Raw genomic sequence first — 20,932 nt, 5'->3', positions numbered from 1 at the left:
AAAGTTTAAATATTATAACTGATAGATAGGCGTCCGTTAATGCCGGGCTGTGGTACCCAGTAATAAAGCCCGTTTCTATACCATGGTGTTGCAATCAGGTGTTTGTTCAGCAGGTTATTTACCAGCAGGTTTACCTTTAACTTTTTATACTTATACCCCACCCCTGCATCTAACCGGAAATAATCCGGGGTTTTATGCTGTGTAGCAGTGGCATATCGTTCGCCACGCTGCCCCTGGTACTGGTAACCCAATGAAAAAGACAAGGCGCAGGGTAGCTCATAGTTCAGCCATGTGTTCTGTACATGTTTTACATACATCGGCGTACGCGTATTGATGAGTGCTTTGCTCACATCCTTTTCTACTTTCGCATCATTGAAGGCATAGTTAATGATCACATTCATCCCTTTAAACAATTGTCCCATTACATCAATATCCACCCCACGGGCAACCGTTTCACCTACCTGCACTTTGTACAGGCTGTTATCGGGGTCAGTCTGCATGATATTGCTCCGCTGAATATCGTAAAGTGCAAACGTTGTATTCCACCTTCCATTCATCCAGTTCTTTTTCATCCCTATCTCTGCACTGCGCCCTTTCATTGGCTCAATACTTTCCCCGGAGCTGGTCATACCTGCCTGTGGTACGATCGTTCTGTCATACAAACCATAAGCAGTAAACCCTTTCAGAATGGTATAACTCAATCCAACCCGCGGTGTAAACACCTTATCGTCAGCAGCTGTCGTCACACCAGACACCACGTTATTTGTTTTGATAGACGTATACCTCACACCCAGTGTCAATCTTACCTTATCTGCGAAAAACGACAGTTCGTCCAGTGCATATAACGAGTAATAATTGATCTTTTGCCGGGTATTACCATTTTTCACGCCACCAGGCGTATGATAACCCGGGATGTCCGTCCCATACACCGGGTTGTCAATATCCAAAGGATAATAGTTGGTATCATAGGAAACATAACTATCCGCAATAAATTTCTTCTGGTTCACATCCACACCGGCTAGCAGCTGGTGCGTCACCAACCCGGTAATAAATTTCCCGTTAACAAAGGCCTGTTCGGAGAATACCTGTGTTCTGTCCAGATCGTATTTGGGATTGCGCAGCAGTGTACCGGAATCCGCTGTATTTACGCCGGTTACCCACATATATATCCCTTCCTTATCATCTCTCATCCATGCCCCTCTGAGTGTAAAGCGCCAATTGTCACTAAAGCGATGAAAGTAGGTGAGGAAGGCTGTATGGTCAGATACATGATAGGGAGGCAGACTCTTTTCTGAAATCGTAAAGTCATTCGGCAGCGTACCAAACCCTTTTGGTGACATGACGATCGGACTCATTAAGCCATATCTGAATTGCTGAAAGGTATATTCCGCCGTAATCTCAGTTCGCTCACTCAGGTTGTATTTCAGCACTGGTGCAATGAGGAATCTTTTATTAAAATCATACTTCACAAAGGAGTTGGCTGTCATCGCCATTGCATTCAACCTGTATTGAAGCTTCTTACTTAAATTCCCATCAAGGTCAGCCGCAATCCGATAAAAATCCCAGCTCCCCAGCATTACATCCACCGTCTTCCTTTCATTTCCGGTAGGCTGCTTCGTCATCACATTGAAGGTCCCTGCAGGGTCTCCTATATTGCTCATAAAGAGGGATGGTCCTTTGATAAACTCCACCCTGTCTATGATCGAGACATCTTCTGGTACAGGTCCCCTATAAATAGGCGTCAGGTCGATCCCATTCCGGAGAGTAGAGATCTGTCCCCCTCTCATAAACATATAGGGGCCGAGGTTATTAGACACCTCTTGCCTCACCACCCCACTTACATTCCTGGAGACTCCCTCTGTCATATTAAAACTGGCCTGGTCCCGGATCACGTCCTGACTGATCTCCTGGATATTCTGTGAGAGGCTGACCAGTGGCGTCTGCAGGCGTAGGGCGCTGGACACCGTATTGAGACTATATGGCTTATAGTATTTGGAAGAAATACTGATTTCCTTCAGCTGGGAAGAAAACCCAATAGTAGTATCCTGTGCTGCAGCAATAGTTGTGCATAACAGGAATGCTGTTGTGATCTTAATAGCAGGTTGCATTTTCGAATAGTTATAAATGGGAAATAGCATCCCATGTCACTCACGTGACCATAGTAATAGAAATACCAGTCCGACGACGCGAAGCGCTTCATCAAACAAAAGAAAAAGGGAATAGCTATAATCGTGGTGGAGGATAATCAATGTCGGGGTAGGCGACAGCGCAGGATGCATTAAATATTATAAAAGTTTGCGTCAATGCTATAGACGGCTTTAAATCATAAATCAAATTGCTTTCCGGTCTATGCACCAGGTCATCCATACCTGCCTTTTGACCATTGCTGCCAGTCTCCTTACCGGTTTGATTCTCAGCTTTCTGCACCTCTCTACTCACATGGTTATTTCCATACAAGTGATGCGCAGTCGAAAGGTGGTCCTTCTCCCAAAAGGTATGGGCAACTAAATCAGCCACCAGCGGCATAACAGGAGCAAGTATAAAAAAGGTGTAGGAAAACAAAACAACATAAGACAGATCCTGCATCAGTATTCCTTTCAATGACCTACTACCAGCAACGGAAGTAGCTCTTTCCCCCGATTCATTCAGGTCGTACATGAAAAGAAACCAATATATTCTTTTAATCAAGATCGCAGTATATGTTGTTAATTATAGTAAAAACAGCAATGTTTGACGAATAATTGCCAAGCAGGTTTAAGTACCTGCTATGAGTATGTAAAAGTATTACTGTTCCTGAAATAATACAATCTTTTAATAAAAACAATTCAGACACCCTAAAAATTGTACATAATTTTCCCGATGACTGCCTGCTTTTTTCATTTTATCCCCTTCTTATCAGATTCAATTCAGACCTTTCTTCAGCGCCTCGGATTCTCATAATTATTTGCAGATTTCGTTCATAAACCGTGATTTTATTGGCGGACGTACCCGGCTTTAAGGTGTCTCTATATATCTCTACCAGCTCCAGTCACCCTAACATTCACACCTTTACATTAAAACAAAAGTATAATCCGTACTTTTGCCCTGCCTTTTTCTGATTTTCAGAAAAGTATTAAGAGGAAACCCAGGTATAAATCCTGGACAGAACATTTGCTGTAAGTTTCTCAATGGTCAGGCAAATCTCACGTCATTGTCCCCCGGAGGATGGAAGACCGCCAAAGCCAGAATAAAGCACAACATTATATTGATAAAGGAGTAAATGTTCGCATAGTTAACTTTGATGATGAGGAATCTTTGGAACAGGCCATGAAAGGTATCGCCAAAGTTTTATTAATTCCTACCATTGCACCTCAATCAGCAATTTGACAATATGCTTCATGAACTAAAGCTATCTGATAATCAAGTAGATTATATAATTACAACCGCCCGAAACCATATGACATCAGAATTAGAAAACCGGGTTACCGAGTTAGCTGGAAGTAAAGAAGCTTTAAAACAGGTAAACGAAGAAATCGAGTCGTTGGAGATGAAATATAAAAAATAAGATCAACGATTATACCTATAATAGGTTCAATAATCAAAGAAAAAAGGACTCCTGTGTACAGAAGCCCTTTTAAAGAAAATTCCCGTTAGGGTGGATGATGGGGTTCGAACCCACGACCCCCAGAACCACAATCTGGTGCTCTAACCAACTGAGCTACAACCACCGTTTTTCTCACACCGTTTTTAACTGTGCGGGGCGCGAAGATAATAATATTTTCAAAATTGCAATAATTTTTCCTTCTTTATTCTACATTTTCAAAAATACCACAGACTTTACCTTTTTTTTTCCTCCTTAACACCACCCAATAAAACCTATTATCAACCGTTTGTTGTGCATTGACAAACAGCGGTAAAAACAACCATAAGGAAGGAGGCAGGTAAAAGCTTCTTCTGTTGTATAAAAAAAAACTCCAGCATCAGATCTTTTACCTACCACTTTAATAAAAAGATACAATATTGAACCCTGCGCGCTTTGCGCATTTTCTATATCCACCTCTTATTAATTCCCAATAATCAGGAAGCAGGGTGCCTAAGGGCGTCCATTTGCAACAAAATGTCGTTATAATGGTAAATGGTTTCCTCATCTCTAACCATAAGTAGTATTCTTCGGATCTTCCCTTCTATTCCCTGAATGTGTCCCCTAATGGTGGCTGAAACAGCGCCATTTTTAACTTCTTTTATCATCGTCAGCATAGAGCTGATATAGTTCTGCTGTAGGAACCGGTGATAACTACTTACGGGTTGCGCACCAGACAGGTCGTTCCATATACCCTTATTCATATCTGCTAAGAAATCATGCAGGCTATAAGTTTTTTCTCCATACAGTGCTTCGGCATTGTCCAGGTTAATCAGTTTCTGTGGAACCAGCAGTTCGTTTAGTACGTCGTTAGCCATTGCCTGAGTGAGTACACCGGCATCCGGAGGCCAGACCAGGTCAATAATTGCATCAGGTGTAAGCCATTCAGGTTCCTTTGCAAATAACTGTGCGTTTAAAAAAGCAACCGCTGCCTGTTGTTTAGCTTTAGGAATTAAATTAAATACAGGCACACAGTCTGTTGCTGTTATGTTGTCATAAAATCCCAGGCCGATCGTGTTGATGACGTGACTCTGATATTTGGCAAACTGCGATAAAAAAGCAGAATATTCCCTGCGTAGCCCGTTTCCGGATCTTTTACCAAACTTATCGTCCGGCATGCTCGTCCATGCATGGAGTTGCGTAATCACCCGTTTCAGATTTTTTATACCATAATCATTGGCTGTCATTACATCTTCACTCAAATCCTCATCCTGGCACCTGGAATCAATCAACCCAAAAAGAGCCTGTTCACCATAATACAACCGCTTATTATTACGCAGGCTGTCAGTGGTCATTTTAAATAGCATGTCAGCGTCAGCACGTGCATCCGCTAGCTGTGGAAATAACCGGTATCCCCATTCAATCGCCCATTTATCATAGTCCCCTACCCTTGGGAATATACCTTTTTCTGATATACTATCTTCTGGTTGTGCTACATAATTAAAACGCGCATAGTCCATGATAGAAGGCGTATGTCCGTGTGCTTCCACCCATTTTTTGTTACGCAGGCTATCTACCGGAATAATGGACGACGAACCAAAATTATGCTTAAGACCCAGTGTATGCCCTATTTCATGAGAAGATACGAAGCGGATCAGTTGTCCCATAAGCTCATTGCTGAATTGCTGATGTCGGGCTCCCGGATCGTTGGCACCAGCCTGAATCATGTACCAGCTGTGAAGTAATGTCATAACATTATGGTACCAGCCTACATGTGATTCGATAATTTCACCACTGCGGTAATCATTGACCGAAGGCCCTTGTGCATTTGCCAGTAAAGATGGTTTATACACTATTACACTGTAACGGGCATCGTCCATACTCCAGGCGGTATCATCTGCAGGCACTTCTTTCGCGATGATGGCATTCCTGAACCCTGCCCTTTCAAAAGCTACCTGCCAGTCGTTAACGCCCTGAATCAGATATGGCACCCAGACTTTTGGTGTAGCCGGGTCGATATAGAATACAATAGGTTTTACCGGCTCCACTAACTCTCCGCGCATATACTTATCTATATCCTCCGGCTTAGGCTCTAATCTCCAGCGGTTAACTTTTAATACCATCGCTGCCCGCTGCGGATCTTTGTCATAATCAAAATTGAAAGGCGTAAAATAACCTACCCGCGGGTCATAAAACCGCTCTCTCATCGGGATGACCGGCAGCAATAAAATAGAGGTATTGAGTCGTAATGTAGCAGTGCTATCTCCCTTTCCGGTGCCGTAAGTTTTTATCGTTTGAATTTCCAGGTTAGTTGGGAATGACCTGATCCTTTCAATATAAGACTTGTCTGATTGAAATTGAGAGGAATTTAAACGGCCCACCAACAAAGCACTATTTCCTGAGAATAAGTCGGTCACGTCGATAATAAACGATTTGTTGTCACGTCCATAAGACCTGATAGCAAATGCGAAGTCAAAACTCGAAATGGTATTCCTGCTCAGTACATTGGCCATACCGTTGGGAGTGGTATCCCGCGAGCGGTCAAAAGAAAAAGAACTACTCAGGTATATTTTGTTATCGCTACCTTTTAAAAAGACAATGGGAGTATTACCAATTTCGTCACCAGCATACCCCTCTTTTATTTTATCGACTGCTGCAGAGGCCTGCAGAATACGGTTGACAAGATGAAATTGTCGGTTTATAAGTGAGTCACTGATTTCCAGGTAATATTTCTCCTTTACCTGGTAAATGTTAAATACGCCATGACTGATTTTAGCATCAGCTGGTATTAGTTTGTCGAATGGAACGATTTCATTAACAGGTGTCGAAGCAGCTGCTCCTATTATTCCTCCCTGTGATCGCCCAGCTAAAGGAAATGCAATCAGCAGCAAAAGCAGGGATAATATTCTTTTATCAAGCATTTTTGAATAGTTTAACATAGATTAATAAGTCACCTCGCTATCATCATCACCATTTATTGCCTTATAAAAGCTGCTGATACCTTGATTGTTTCCAGGCAAAACAGGCATTGCTGGCGTCGTCCTTTTAGGATCTGTCAGATTATCCAGTTTTGCAATAATATCTTTATAATGTTCTTTGGTTTTGCTATCCTGGCTCAGGTTGGCAGTGGTAGTCACCTGATTTTTCAGGTTTATCAAATGCCCCCTGACGATGGCTATCGTATTCATTGTGGCTCTGTCGCGCGGGGTATTAATCACCTTTTCCATACTCTGAACATAGGTTTGCTGTAGGCGGCTGCGATAGCTGCTCACGCTTTTAGAAGTACCCAGTTCAGACCAGATAGCCTTATCCAGGTCATGTAAGTAAGAGGTTAGATTATAAGTGACTGTTGGTCCAAAACGTTCGCCCATTAAATTCACGTTCTTCAATAGGTCCATGCTAAGCAAGGAGTTTCCAAGCAAGTCAATTCCAGGTTGGTAAATGAGATTATTATATGGAAGCGCCAGGCACTTATTCTCAATTTCCTTCGTCAGCAACCAGTCCGGTTCCTTGTCAAACACATTGGTGCGCAGGAATGACATGGCATTTTTTTGTTGGATAACAGGTACACCCTGATATACTTTCTGATCGGAACCTGGCCCTTGTGGTGAATAGTAATAAGTGCCGAAAATATTTACCACATTTTTAAGGTACCTGTTAAAAAGTTCATTCACCGCGTACGCTACGCCAGCTAATCGGCTATTACCATTAGGACTGTAAATCTCACCTGGAAGGAATGTCCAGCCGGGTAATGCAGGGATGATTCTCTTCAGGTTCTGAATACCTAATGTAGCCGCTGCAACTGCATTGTTTGCTAAGTCGTGCAGCTGTGCCCTTGGATCCACTACAGTTTCATTATTAAGGCCTCCGTAAACCAGTCTGGGGTTAGCCTTTAAACTATCTGCGATCAATTTCAATATTAGTTTCTGTTCGGCCGCTGTACCTGCTATGCCGGGGAAATAGCGGTAACCAAAATAAACAGCCCAAATATCATATTCTCCCAGTTGTGGTAAAATCCCTTTCCTCGAAATATGATCAGATGGCTGTGCAACAGAATTATATACATCATCTTCCATGATCGTTGTACTAATGCCATGGTTTTCCAGCCAATGCATGTTTCGCAGACTGTCTACCGGTACGGTAGAAGAACCTGCCGCATTTGGTAACAGGCCAAGGGAGGAACCTACCTGGATGGATACCGCACGTTGTAAAAGTTCCCCCATCAGCTGATCATCAAATATTGGTTTTCTTGCACCGGTATCAATGGCGCCGGCATAAGCTATATATGAGTAATACAGGTTACCCAGTACGTTGTGCTCAATGTGAATAGTTGCATGTATGATTTCTCCGCTCCTGGAATCTGTTACCATATTTGACGAAACGGTACTACCTATAGATGGAGTGTAAGTAATGGTGTTAAACCGGTTATCCTCGCTATCCCAGGTAGTATCATTTCCGGGTGTTTCCAATGCATAAATAGCCTCTTTAAAGCCCGCATGTTCAAATGCTTTTTGCCAGTCGTTAACAGCCCGTATCAGATACGGCACCCATTTTTTGGGTGTAGCGGGATCAATATAGAATACAATAGGCTGAACAGGCTTTACCAGTTTACCATTTATATAGTCCTGTATGTCTGCAGCCTTTGGTTCCATCCTCCAGCGGTTAATAATACCTACCATTTTAGCCCGCTGCAGGTCCAGGTCGAAGTCGATAAGGGTATAGCTTTTATAACCTACACGTTCATCCTCATACCGGCGGGGCATTGGTATTGCGGGCAACAGCGTGAACGACATATTTACTTGTGTTGTCAACGAATTGTTGTTCTGTGTTGAATAAGTCTTCACCGCACTTACAGCAATATTCATAGGATAAGCATGCACCGACTCAACGTAGGACCGGTCACTTTGTAATGACTGTGCGTTGAGTATTTTTTTGATATTGCCGGTGATGATGCCCTGATCTCCATTCAGGTAATCTGTCATATCGATCACCATAGCCGAGTCTTTTCCATAAGCCTTAATATCCATTACATACAGAACCGGCTGAAGGGCATTTTCAGATAATGCCTTCTTCAGGCCGGCATTAGAGGTATCATAGGCAGCCTCATTGTAAATTGGCTCGGTTATGAACAAGCGGTTGCCTGGCGCTTTTGCAAAACTGATCTGAGCACTACCTAAATCGGCGCCGGCATATGAATCTTTTCTTCTTGCCAGCATTGCAGGAGCTTTTTCGAGCCTGCTAATGATCTGGAAGTCCCTACCAATAAGAGAATCAGGAATTTCGAAATAGTATTTATCTTTTGTCTTATAAACAGTAAATAACCCTTTGAATACCTGGGCGTCTGCTGGAATCACTTTGTCAAAAGGTTGCACATTTCCAGGTCCGGCTATTGAATCCGTTTTGGGTGAAGTCTGACTTTTTGTTGTGGTATCTGATTTTTTATCAGCCGTTTTCTTTCTCTGCGCGTGCGCTGGCATGATTCCCAATAAAAGGAATCCCATAACCATACTTATTGTAATTACGGATCTAAATGGATATTTTAATTTTATAAACATGATAATTGAATTATTTAAATTGGTATACATGCCTGGTGTATCGTTATATAGCAAGTGTTTCCTGATGTGATTGGCTGAAATACGGTTAATATAAGGCCTGTCATTCCTGTTATTCTTCCGTAACTACGTGTAGAATAACAGGAATGAAGGGAACCCTCCAGGTATAATTAATACCCGGGATTCTGCGTTAAAGCAGGATTGCTTTCAATTTCATCGATAGGCACTGGGTATAGTACAGCTGTAGATGTCCATGTAGCAGGTTTTGCTGCTGCCATCACTGTATTGGCAAGGCCAGTCCTTTTAAGATCGAGCCAGCGATGGCCGTATTCCAGAAAAAGCTCCACACGACGTTCCTTCAAAATAGCAGTCAGGAGTGATGCCTGTGTACCAGCTGTCGTATTGGCTAATCCAGCCCTGTTCCTGATCACATCCAGGTCTGAAGCAGCATTGGAAAGATCATTCAGTTGTGCACGTGCTTCCGCCCTGATCAGGTATTGTTCACTTAAACGGAACATGACACTATATTCAGTTGGTTGTTGCGAATAATTATAATCCTTATACTTGGTACTGTAATAATAGGTGGTTCCATTATACACAAAAGAATCAATCCAATGGGAATAACGAAGATCTCCACTTTCAAATGCGTTCACAAGACTGTCTGTAAGCACATAGTTGGATCCATACAATGAACCATACTGCAGGCCATTGCCGTAATAATATGCATCACTAAATATTACCTGCCCTGTAGCGGTGGCCGGGTTTAGTGCAAACATACTTTCCTCACTTTCTTTTAAAAATATGTTGCTGATATCGTCACCCTGTAACAGGGAATACAAACTGCTGCCAAGGGCTATCGTGGCCTGTTTTTCCGCATTGGTATAGTCGTCGGTATATAAATATACCCTGGCCAGGAAAGCGGCAGCTGCATATTTGTTAGGGCGGTCCCGTTCATTACTGTAATAGGAATAATCTTCAGGAAGGGCATTTTCTGCTTCCAGCAAATCTGCTATTATTTGCTGATAAACGGTAGCCGTGGCAGTGCGTGCCATTGTTGCATTCACTTTCACATCTGTAGAAGTGATCAGGGGAACGTCACCAAAAAAAGAAACCAGGTAAAAGTGGCTCAGCGCCCGCAGGAACTTTGCCTCACCCGTCAGTCGAACTTTGATAGAGTCACTCATTCCGGTGGAGACTGCTGCGCCTTCAATGATGCTGTTAGCCTGGTAAATCGTCTTGTAAAGTCCTGTCCACAAGCCCGGGATATTATAATCCGAAGGTGTTAAAGTGTTATTAGCAAAATTTATGTATAAGTAGGACGTGTTCGTTGGGTCCGTCTCGTCTGCCGATAGACTGCTGTAATAGCCAATATATGGAAATGCCTGCAAATTGATCATGTTGGCATAGGTACCCGTTATTACGGATTGTGCACTGGCATCAGTGCTAAAAACCGATGTACTAAGCACTTCTGTTTTCGGAGCATCCAGTTCAACGAGTTTTTTACAACCTGATGAGATGACAGATAAAATAAACAGGCATGTGATTGTTGCTTTCATCTGATGATAGTATTGACTGATTCCCTTACGTGAGGAAGATTGTAAAGTTGATTTTTTTTGTTTCATGGCACTTAGAATGAAAATTGTAAACCTGCATTAAATACTTTCAACGGCGGAACATTGACAGGACCCGTTTCAGGATCAATTCCCCTGTATTTGTTGCCTGATAATGTAAAGACAGCCAGGTTCTGGGCCATGATGTTTGCACTCAGGCCAGCCACTCTTAATGCCTTTGCATATCGTTTAGGAAGGTTGTAGGACAATGCCATATTGGTGAGTCTTGCATATGAGCATCTGTTCAACAATATATCAGATTGTTTGAGCCTGGAAAAATCATTGGAATAGGAATAAGTAGTGAACATTTTAGACAGATCCAGTTCGCGCATTTTGTCGATAACAGCTTTAGGTAAATTAGCCAGGCCACCCGGAGGAGCCGAAATGTATTTCAGCAGCCCCTGATCGACCGCGCCAATGGTGAACTGGAAAAAAACATCTAATTGAAGGGCTTTATACTTCCAGGTATTAGAAAGTCCGCCATACATTTTTGTAGCTGAACTCCCCATATAAAGCATGTCACCTTTCAGACCATTGATGGCTGGATTCAGTGTATAAGTACCATCATGGTTCACATCTGTATAAGTAGGGGAACCATTTGCATCAGTACCTGTATAATGGAACAGGTAAAGGCCACTAACGGGTTTGCCTATTTCATAAGAGTTTGCATAAGGGGAGCTTCCTAAGTTTGGAAAGGCGATGAGTTTATTCCCGGCAAACGAAACGTTGGCTGATGTCGTCCAGGTAAAGTTAGCCGATTTAATATTTTTTGTGTTCAGGGTAAACTCAAGGCCTGTATTTTGCACCAGGGCAGGCGAGTTTGCAACATAGCTGTTAAAGCCTGTCTGGGAAGCAAGTGGGAAGCTGAGCAACTGGCTATTAGTCCTGTTGCGGTAGAAGGCAGTGGCTAAAATTATTCTGTCTTTAAAAAAACCGAGATCCAATCCTAATTCAAGTTTATGGGTGGTTTCCCATTTATAGTCCTGGTTCGCCAGTCTGACAGGTGTCACACCGTTTGAACCCGCGTAATAGCTGCTGGAGGTGGTACTATAAGTAGATAAGTAAGCGTAATTTTCAACTGCATCACTTCCTACTACACCGTAGGTACCGCGTAATTTTCCAAAATCAAACCATACAGGTTTATTTTTAAGAAAGGCCTCTTCGGTGAAGATCCAGGCTAATCCTACGGAACCGAAATTGCTATATAAATTATTCAGGCCAAACTTGGAAGAACCATCCCGGCGGAAATTGGCCGACAGTACATATTTACTGTCCCACAGATAATTGATACTGCTAAAAACAGATGCATAATTGTAGGCATTGTATCCGTTGTGAATCACATAACTACTGGCAAGGGCCAGGTTAGACAAGTAAAGGTCAGAAGGAAATCCATACGCCTGGATGTTATAAGGTTGTTCATTCACTGTTTTTTGTAAGGTTCCACCTAACAAAGCTGTCAGGTTACCTTTGCTAATCGTAGTATGGTAGTTCAGCTGAGGTTCTACAGCCAGATTTTGTGAATAGGATTGTACAAAATTTGCACTAGGCTGAAAATACGTTAACAGCGAAGCAGGTACAGCCGAGCTGGGAGACAAGGAGGTCTGTGTAGATTGTGTTTTATTATACCCGATATTAGTTTGAAAATCAAGGCCAGTTAAGATCTTATAATTTAAACCCAACGAGGCATTAGTTGTCATCATTTTGTTCTGGTAACTCGCATTCAGGTTTAATAGCGGATTAGTAACATTAGGATAGGTGCCGGTCCACGAATATAATTTCCCATTTTCATCCCGTAATGGGAAGTTGGGGGGCAAAGAAAATGCATTGGTATAGAAATCCGTACTGGCCAGGTTGCTGTTAAGCGCCCCTATAAGGGCAGAGAGTGTAGTACTGAATTTTTGATCGGGGGTACTATAGCTAAAATTAAAATGTGTGCTATAACTGTTGGAAGACCTGTGATCGTCATATACAGAGTTCTGACGACCATAACTACCAGACATCAGAAAGGTAAAACCACCACCGCCGCCGGAAATAGAGGCACTACCGTTAAATGTTTTTGCGGGCGATCCGATTAACACTTTTTTAAAATCAGTTGCATTCGTCTGGCTCCACAAGGTCAGGTCTGGTGCATTGCCAGAGGTAATGGTCAATCCATCATTGGCAAATGCTTCCTTTCTGAGTGCCAGATAATCAGACAAGCCAAGTACCTTTAATTTAGTAGGAACAATACTTATTCCCGATCCTGCAGATACCGACATTCCTATTTTCCCCGGTTTACCTTTCTTGGTCGTGATCAGAATGACGCCATTAGCCCCACGGGAACCATAGATAGCAGTTGAACTGGCATCTTTTAATACGGTGATGCTTTCTATTTCACTGGGACTAAGGGTTGAAAGTGGGCTACCATTACCGTTAGGTCCTGTGAGGTAGTTATAATTTCCATTGCCATCGTTGCTAGAGGCCTGCTGATTGACTGCAGCGCCCGGAAACGGCACTCCGTCAACAATATAGAGTGGTACGTTTTTGATAACGTTGGTAGCATTGTCCCTTTCTGAATTAGGATCCAGTGAGTTCTGACCACGTACCTGCACGCTTATGTCAGATCCAATTAAACCGCTTGACTGGGTAATTACTAAACCTGCGACCCTGCCTTCCAGCGCTTGCAGAATATTTCCTACCGGCTGTTTCCCGATGGTTTCACTGGTTACTTTAACAGAGGATCCAACATCAAAACGCTGACTGGTTTTTTGACCGTAGGCAAGCACATTGATCTCGTCCAGTTTACTGATATTGGGGCTTAATCTGACCGTCCCAATATCAAACCTGTTCTTCACCGCTACTTCCTGTGCTGCATATCCCAGGTATGTAATTACAATGATTGCATCTGCATTTACACCGGGTAGGGTAAAAGAGCCATTAGTGCGGGATACCGTAAAGTTTTTAGTTCCTTTTACAGTTGCCGTAGCACCACCTAGTGCTACCCCCATCTCACCAACGATGACCCCCGAAATCCTTGCAGGAAAACTCGGGCTGTTATCAACCAGATTATCTGATGCTTCTTTCCTTATGACAATTATTTTGCCGACGATCTCATATTGGAGGCCTGTTCCACCCAGACAGACGCTCATTGCCTGATCTATACCGGCATTATTAACCTTTACATTAACGGTGATGCCATTCAAGCTGACATCGCCACTTACAAATGCAAATCCTGTCTGTTGCTTGATTGCTTTAAATACTTTGGAAAGTGGTGCGTTTTTAAAATCCAGGCTGACTTCATTCTTTCTTTGTCCGGATGCAGCACTAAATACTGCTAACAAGAGCAGAACAAAGGTTAGCCGTGATCGTAGACGAGTATAAAGTACAGTTCGAAAATTTTTTCTACCCAATAGTAGTAGGTCGGCAATTAATTTCATTAATTTGCTGATTGAATTGGTTAATAAAATAGTATGAATGCTAAATGTGGCTATGGAACCCCCAGAGTCCATAAAACCAATTGTCTTGCCGTGATAGTGCTTCCGACACTATCACGGTTTTTTTCGGCCATCTGCCGGATTTACAAAAAAATTGTGGTGCCTGCTGTCAGCTCATTTGATGAATTAAAAAATTGATTGATGATTTTATTGGTTGGTATTGATTATGCTGCCTTGATAATTACTTTACGTCCCTCGATTCTGTAATTAATCTGAAGTGCTTTTAGAATCATGAAAACTTCTGAAAATTTGACGTCCCTGTATATTTCCCCATCGATAGTCTTTTTAGGAATGCTGCCCTCATATATTACTTCCAGGTCATACCATCTTGCCAGTTGCTTAAGTACGAGATCGATACTTGCGTTGTTAAAATGGAATAATCCATTTTTCCAGGCCAGAACAGATTCAGTATCTGCAGATTGAACCTTGATTTGATCATTCCCTGTTTCGGTCAGCGCCTGTTGTCCCGGCGTTAAGGTGACAGCATTTTTATTTACCTGGACTTTGGCGCTTCCTTCCAGTACTGTCACTGCTATCGCCCCATTATCGTTGTAGCTATTGATATTAAATTCAGTACCGATGTCTTCTACTACCTGTTTGTCTACCTGCACTTTAAAAGGCATCCGGCTATTATGCACCACTTCAAAATAAGCTTCCCCGGTGAGTTTTACTACCCGTTCAGATCCACTGAAAACCACTGGATATTGCAGGCTTGACGCTGCATTCATAAATACTTTGGTGCCATCCGGCAATACAATATGGAACTGTTTCCCATTCGGTGTAGTAATGGTATTGTATGCTGTGGAGCTCATCTGACATTTGTTTGATGAGCTGTAAACGACAATGCTGTCACCATATTTTTTTATTCTGTCCGTGTGTTCAATATCTGGTTTAATTGTGCCCCCCTCTCCCAACTGAATTTTTTGTCCGTTAGCCAGTGTCAAAATTGCTCCGTTTGAACCTGGGAGTGCATCATTGTGAAGAAGACTCGCCTCCTGGGGACCAGCTTTCTTGTCGGGCATATAAAAATAAAAGCCGACACAAAAGAGTAACAGGACAGAAGCCGCGGCAGTAAGTGGAAACCATAGTCGCCGAACTGGTTGCCTGTTTGGTTGTATGCCAGTTCGGTTCCTGATTACTTCGAATATTTCAGTTTTAATGACCCTTTCTTCATCTAAAGAATCGGCTTCCCATACCTTATTGACTAGCTGTTCTTGTTGATACCACTGGTTTAGCAACTGAATTTCACTTTGAGTAGCAGTACCATTCAAATATTTATGGACTAATATTTCTAACTCATCAATTTGCATATGTTTAACATTGGCTATAATTATAAGTAGGATAACCAGGGGCTTAACCCTTGCTCAGGTTAAAATAATTTTAATTTTTTGTTAGCTTTTGTATTCTATGGATGAAAACCTAATAATTAATAGTATAAATCACATACTTTAACTAAAGATATTCGTTAGATGATGGACTTTAATAATGTTAGGGGGAGGTGTGGAACAGGAGGGTTGAATCAAAGATTGTAACTATATTACAATAACTATGCTAGCACCTGCTACAAAGAATGCAGGTAAAGAAGAATAGGCAAAACTGCCAGTGATTTGCGATTTTTAAAATTCGATCTTAGCAGTTTTAGTCCTTTAGTGAGATGGCCTTCTACCGTCTTTTCAGAAATGTTCAATTTTTCTGCTATCGCCGAATTGCTCATGTCATGAATACGGCTATAAGTTACGATAAGCCTGCATTTTTCAGGTAGGGAAGTCAAAAGGCTGGTAAGATATTCCTTCATAAAAAGTGCCTCGATTCCTAAATCTAATTCTGCTTCTTCTCTTTCTCCAAATTTTGCTGATGCCAATACACGTCGTCTTCTTTCTTTTTCAATGAAGTCAAAGAAAGAAAATTTCACTGCTGTGGCTAAATAATTGTTTAAATTTTTAATTTCCAGTGAATTTCTGCGATTCCATAGGCTGATAAAAATTTCCTGGACAATTTCCTTTGAGACACTTTTATCATTTGTGAGATTGAATGAAATGGCCAGGAGTTTATTCCAATATCGTTCATATAACATAGAAAATGCAGCATGATCGTTATTAAGTCTGATTAAATCAAGCAAGTATTCATCGGACTCATATTGAAGATTCTTCTTACCCATTTATTGCCAATTTCAGCAGAAATGTATATAAAAAGTATAAAAATTCAAAATATTGCGCATTCGGTAATATATCAACACTCCTAATTCCAAATAAAATATTGATAATAATACACAAATGATATATTGCTTATTACCTGGATATTCTTCAAGATGCCGCTCAATATAAACTTATGGTTGATTTTCACGGTGCTACGGTACCTAGAGGATGGTCCAGAACATTCCTTAATTTAATAACTACAGAGGCTGTTTATGGAGCTGAATGGTATAATAATGGTTCTACAATGACAACGAAGGCAGCCTGGCACAATACAGTGCTACCTTTCACTCGCAACGTTGTAGGTGGAATGGACTACACGCCGGTAACCTTTACTAACTCACAACATCCTCATATTACGACTTATGCTCATGAATTAGCATTGGCAGTTGCATTTGAATCAGGATTGCAGCATTTTGCAGATAGCCCATCCGGGTATCTTCAATTGCCTTTACCTGCTATGAAATTTTTACAGGAAGTCCCCGTCGCATGGGATGATACTAAATTAGTAATAACTGGATTCATTTAAACCTCCATTTAAACTGATAAGCCGTTGGACGCCGTTTATTAGTGGCATGTGAGATTAGGGGAAATACCTTCACTGCCTTTGCCATCTATATGTATAATTGCCGCATGGGTATAAAGCCACATTGCCTGACATTGAAATGTTTTTAGATCGTCTTCGCATTTCACGGATGGAAATTAGAGAAAGGATGTGGCGATAAAAAGCGAATTCCTAAATCTCATTGTCCTAGTCATCAGAAAAATCTTACTACTCAGGAACCACAATTGGAATAACATTCCCTTTTATCCAAATCCTGTTCACATTATTATGTTCATTAGTGACTACATCAATTTCTTTCGAGAATAAATATTTCCGGTAAGCAGGGTTATAACACACCGTTATCCGCCCCTGTTTCCCCGTTTTGACCGGCGCTTTTGAAAAAGTAATAGCCGTACAGCTACATCCGGTTATAACGTTTTCAATAACCACCGGTGTTCTTCCGGTATTGCTGAAAATAAAAGTATGCGTCACCTTACCATCTTTCTCTTTTATATTTCCGAAGTCATATTTTATTTCACGAAATACCAGGCTGTTGTTGGCTGTTTGTGCATTAAGCTGCGGAATAGAGACGCCTGTAAAAAAAAGAAGAATATAAAACCTCATTTCGAATATATATAATAACCTACAGTAGAATCGGATAGCTCCATGCAATTCATGAAACTATCCGATCTATAATCACTTATAACATAAATACATCAAACTCAGTCAGGATAAGAATAGTTGCCGACTTCCATCCTGTGATTTTCAACTTCAGATATTGCGCATTGATAGCAGAATAAAACTGAATGTACTGATATGTTGCCGCTGTTGACAACGTAACATTGCCCTGCGACACCCAGGTAACTCCATCTGTACTGGAATAAACAGTCATTGTTTGCAAAGAGTAGCTGGTGCTATAGCTATTAAGGCGGATGCCTGTTATATTGGAACTCACGGCGTTCATATTCACTGTTAACTCACACGCTGCCGCAGGATTTACATACCAATACGTTTTCGTGTTTCCATCAAACATATTTTCCAATGTTCCGGCGGTAGGGATGGTACTAAGGGTGGCAGACCAACCTGTCCTGTCTCTTAGTGCTGTTCCGGCAATACTGGTCGCATTGTTCACACAATTAGAAAAAGCTACATCAACAACCAGGAACACAGACTTTAAATTACTACTCACCTGAGCGCCTGCTGCAGACGAGATCTTAACAGGAATCATGTATGAGCCTACTCCCAATAATCCCAGTTTAGCAGAATCAATAGAAATAGTGATGCTATCATTCGATATTGTGGCGCCTTTAGGAATCGTTAATTCAGTCTTATCCATGTTTAATGTAACACCGTCCGGAAGACCTTTGTAGCCAGCTGAAATCAGAGAGGTATCTATTTCAAATTTCACCTGAATGTCTGTGGTAGCTTCCAGTGTACACTGTGCAGCAAACTTCGCAGTTATACTGCTTACATCCGAAATAATACTTTTTTGCCCGGTTTGGGTAACATTGAATTGAAAGCTGTTTTCAGGCATATTGATCGGGCTCCATGAATGTACATTCATATACACCATATTTTCAGCCGATCCTGTTACATCATATATTTTGTCTTTGCTGCATGACTGGAATATGAAAACACCAGCTGCAGCAAAACAAAATGCTATATATTTTGAAATTGCAAACATTTTCATTTTCGTAGTTTTTATTGGCTACATTTATTATTGTCGTCATAGAGCCAGTTCACATAACTGCTTTTATTATATTGAATCTCATTTTGCCATACCTTGCTCCAATCCATATTATACCCATGCCCTGTGGCATCGTTAAACACAAATCCCTGTCCTTCATTAAACTTCCAATAAGCTACCAGATCTGTAGCTCCAGGGTCTACACCACATAAGCCCACTGCTATTTCGCTGGCTGTAAGTGCCTTTTTCCAAAGCCGGACTTCTGCAATCCGTCCCAGGAAACGTTGTTTATAAGGGTATGAAGAAGATGGTGTTCCGCTATCATAATAAGACATGCCTAACTCCAGACGCTGGAATGAAGTACCACTTGTTCCTGTCAGTTCAGCATCCTTCACACCATTCACATACATGTAATAATGATTGCCATCGAAAGTGACGGAGATAGTATACCATTGCCCCGTATTAAACCTGGTAGTTGAAACCAGGGCACCAGCCGGCGTCACCCATTGAAGCGAGTTTATATCCAGTCCATTTTCACCAAAGCGAAGCAGGTTTGTAATAGATTCATCTTTGGGACCAAAATTCGACAACCTGCTTATCGGCTCACTACCCGCATGCCATCCGTTGATGTAGCATTTTATTTCATAGGTATAATTCGGGAGATCAACTGGTGCATCCGCATAATAATTCCCGTAAAAATTAACGTTAGTCATGTCCACTGAGCTAAACTCGATAATTCTGGATACACGCAGGAAGATCGTTTTTGATGCCCCCAGTACCTGAATATCTGCACCGCTCACAGTACGAATGGTTACAGGAATCATATAAGCACGTCCATCCACAAAATCCTCTGTAGAAACAACACGAACCGTAACGCCTGTTGAAGATGCTGTACCTGCATGAATGGTAGCCTTTGTAGTATCCATAGTAACAGATGATGCGGGAATAGCATAATAGCTTGTTTTATTTGCCTTATTATAGGTACTTACCAGCGCTGTATCTATTTCAAAATTGACAGTCACATCTTTCGTCACTTTTCCTGTTGCTGATGCAGTTACTACATAAGAGGCAGGTGTATCTTCCACGGTAAACTTCACAAGTGGATTACTTTCCGTTCCGGTAACCAGGATAACTTCTTTGTTATAATCAAAGTGATCAGGCGTGCATCCGCACAGGAGGAATATGCTTCCCAATATGGGAATAATTAGCTTTATATATTTTTGTATGCTCATTTCATCAATACTTTAAAGTGATTAAACCGTACATTATCTGATAGCCGGATTGGTTATCTGAATGCAACGCCTTACATTATAGTAAGTAATGCCGGTGCTTGAATAATAATCCCTGTCAAAGTAAAAAGCCCCAAAACCTCCTTTAGCTCCCTGTGTAGGGTTCCAGCGAGCCATTCCTTCAAGAGAATACATTTGGGTGCCTTCTTTGGTAAAGGTATTCCCATCCACTTCGGTAAAGGGAACCCCTCCATTCGCGTAATTCTCTCCAAATGTTTCTGTCACTATAAATTTTGAAGGTGAAGTCCAGTTGATCGTATTAAACTGGCTCTGCAGCGTAGCGGCGGAACCAGCAGAATAAGATTGCCTCACGTAATAATTCACATAAGGATCTGTTTCTTTAGGCGGCGCCTGATTGTAAAAGTCCACGCAAAGTAATTTGTCAGGATACTTTCCCAGCGGTCCAAAGTATTGACCGATATACTGAACAAACTTTGTAAAATTATCACCTTGCAACCAGTCACCTTCGGGTTCATAGTCCAGATCTACCCCATCTATTTTGGCATCCAGTACCTGGTCAACCAGATATTGTGCAAAAACATTAATTCCGTCATCCGTATGATTGGCGCTCAGATCATATTTAGTTCCATCTTTCAGTGTGATCACACTATTCATCCTGACAATGGTAGGCGCTACAAAACGGGTTCCCTTATTATTCTTAGCATCCCACATATCCTTATAAGCTATGGGCGCATAGTCATCATTAGCGGGATCATTTCCGGGAATCCCCATCCATAAAGACACAATGTCGATACTGTCTGGAATACCAGCAATCCGTTCTCCCCAGGATGCCGGATCTTTATAACCGGAAACGCCTTCTACCGGCGCATAGGCCGCATACCAGCCAAAAAATATAGTATGATTTGACTTCTTATATTCTCTCAGGTTCTTATAATACTGTGCATTATACGTAGTCAGATCCTGAACAACCAGGGCTTCCGGATCTGTTTTGCAGGATGAAAAAAACACTGACAGGGGTATTAAAAAAAGGAAAAATCTTATCCCTAATATTTTTATATTCATTTC

Annotated in this window: 15 protein-coding genes and 1 tRNA gene; 3 read left to right on the top strand and 13 right to left on the bottom strand. The window is 41.7% G+C overall.

The features are described from left to right. Positions 1 to 5: 5 nt before the first annotated feature. Complete coding sequence (locus SIO70_RS15125) at positions 6 to 2,108, bottom strand: TonB-dependent siderophore receptor (RefSeq protein WP_320581694.1); 2,103 nt, start codon at positions 2,106 to 2,108, stop codon at positions 6 to 8. A gap of 115 nt (positions 2,109 to 2,223) precedes the next feature. Then, a complete protein-coding gene (locus SIO70_RS15120) occupies positions 2,224 to 2,688 on the bottom strand; it encodes a hypothetical protein (protein ID WP_320581693.1) in 465 nt (154 codons plus the stop codon). A gap of 516 nt (positions 2,689 to 3,204) precedes the next feature. Between SIO70_RS15120 and SIO70_RS15115 the strand changes: the two genes are divergently transcribed. Both SIO70_RS15115 and SIO70_RS15110 read left to right on the top strand, forming a co-directional pair. Continuing rightward, positions 3,205 to 3,366, top strand: a complete 162-nt coding sequence (locus tag SIO70_RS15115) for a hypothetical protein (protein ID WP_320581692.1) — start codon at positions 3,205 to 3,207, stop codon at positions 3,364 to 3,366. Positions 3,367 to 3,370: 4 nt separating this feature from the next. After that, positions 3,371 to 3,544, top strand: coding sequence for a hypothetical protein (locus SIO70_RS15110; protein WP_320581691.1), 174 nt, complete (start codon positions 3,371 to 3,373; stop codon positions 3,542 to 3,544). 89 nt (positions 3,545 to 3,633) lie between these two features. Here SIO70_RS15110 and SIO70_RS15105 read toward each other — a convergent pair. The 7 genes from SIO70_RS15105 to SIO70_RS15075 all read right to left on the bottom strand — a co-directional run bounded on the left by SIO70_RS15105 (position 3,634) and on the right by SIO70_RS15075 (position 16,352). After that, positions 3,634 to 3,707: transfer RNA gene (locus SIO70_RS15105), tRNA-His, on the bottom strand. Between the two features lie 349 nt (positions 3,708 to 4,056). Next, positions 4,057 to 6,480, bottom strand: a complete 2,424-nt coding sequence (locus SIO70_RS15100; RefSeq protein WP_320581690.1) for a zinc-dependent metalloprotease — start codon at positions 6,478 to 6,480, stop codon at positions 4,057 to 4,059. Between the two features lie 21 nt (positions 6,481 to 6,501). Then, positions 6,502 to 9,036: a zinc-dependent metalloprotease gene (locus tag SIO70_RS15095; protein WP_320581689.1), complete on the bottom strand. Its 2,535-nt coding sequence runs from the start codon at positions 9,034 to 9,036 to the stop codon at positions 6,502 to 6,504. Between the two features lie 245 nt (positions 9,037 to 9,281). Then, positions 9,282 to 10,667 (bottom strand): RagB/SusD family nutrient uptake outer membrane protein, encoded by a 1,386-nt coding sequence (locus tag SIO70_RS15090; protein WP_320581688.1) that lies wholly within the window; start codon positions 10,665 to 10,667, stop codon positions 9,282 to 9,284. A 71-nt stretch (positions 10,668 to 10,738) separates the two neighbouring features. Continuing rightward, complete coding sequence (locus SIO70_RS15085) at positions 10,739 to 14,041, bottom strand: SusC/RagA family TonB-linked outer membrane protein (RefSeq protein WP_320581687.1); 3,303 nt, start codon at positions 14,039 to 14,041, stop codon at positions 10,739 to 10,741. Between the two features lie 317 nt (positions 14,042 to 14,358). Beyond that, entirely contained in the window at positions 14,359 to 15,504 is a 1,146-nt protein-coding gene (locus SIO70_RS15080) for a FecR family protein (protein ID WP_320581686.1), read from the bottom strand. Between the two features lie 251 nt (positions 15,505 to 15,755). After that, positions 15,756 to 16,352: an RNA polymerase sigma-70 factor gene (locus tag SIO70_RS15075; RefSeq protein WP_320581685.1), complete on the bottom strand. Its 597-nt coding sequence runs from the start codon at positions 16,350 to 16,352 to the stop codon at positions 15,756 to 15,758. 170 nt (positions 16,353 to 16,522) lie between these two features. Here SIO70_RS15075 and SIO70_RS15070 point away from each other — a divergent pair, with 170 nt between their 5' ends. After that, entirely contained in the window at positions 16,523 to 16,915 is a 393-nt protein-coding gene (locus tag SIO70_RS15070) for a glycoside hydrolase family 97 catalytic domain-containing protein (RefSeq protein WP_320581684.1), read from the top strand. A gap of 243 nt (positions 16,916 to 17,158) precedes the next feature. On the opposite strand, the gene SIO70_RS15065 is transcribed toward SIO70_RS15070, so the two are convergent. The 4 genes from SIO70_RS15065 to SIO70_RS15050 form a co-directional block, all read right to left on the bottom strand. Next, positions 17,159 to 17,554 (bottom strand): DUF1573 domain-containing protein, encoded by a 396-nt coding sequence (locus SIO70_RS15065; RefSeq protein WP_320581683.1) that lies wholly within the window; start codon positions 17,552 to 17,554, stop codon positions 17,159 to 17,161. Between the two features lie 76 nt (positions 17,555 to 17,630). Next, positions 17,631 to 18,620 (bottom strand): BT_3987 domain-containing protein, encoded by a 990-nt coding sequence (locus SIO70_RS15060; protein WP_320581682.1) that lies wholly within the window; start codon positions 18,618 to 18,620, stop codon positions 17,631 to 17,633. Between the two features lie 11 nt (positions 18,621 to 18,631). After that, on the bottom strand, positions 18,632 to 19,849 hold the full coding sequence (locus SIO70_RS15055) for a DUF1735 and LamG domain-containing protein (protein ID WP_320581681.1): 1,218 nt from the start codon (positions 19,847 to 19,849) through the stop codon (positions 18,632 to 18,634). 33 nt (positions 19,850 to 19,882) lie between these two features. Then, positions 19,883 to 20,875 carry a glycoside hydrolase family 18 gene (locus SIO70_RS15050; protein WP_320581680.1) on the bottom strand — a complete coding sequence of 331 codons (993 nt, stop codon included), beginning with the start codon at positions 20,873 to 20,875 and terminating at the stop codon, positions 19,883 to 19,885. Positions 20,876 to 20,932: the final 57 nt, after the last annotated feature.

This window comes from Chitinophaga sancti, assembly GCF_034087045.1.
GTDB lineage: Bacteria > Bacteroidota > Bacteroidia > Chitinophagales > Chitinophagaceae > Chitinophaga > Chitinophaga sancti_B.
Note: the sequence above shows the minus strand (reverse complement) of the source record. Positions and strands in the feature narration are given on the sequence as shown.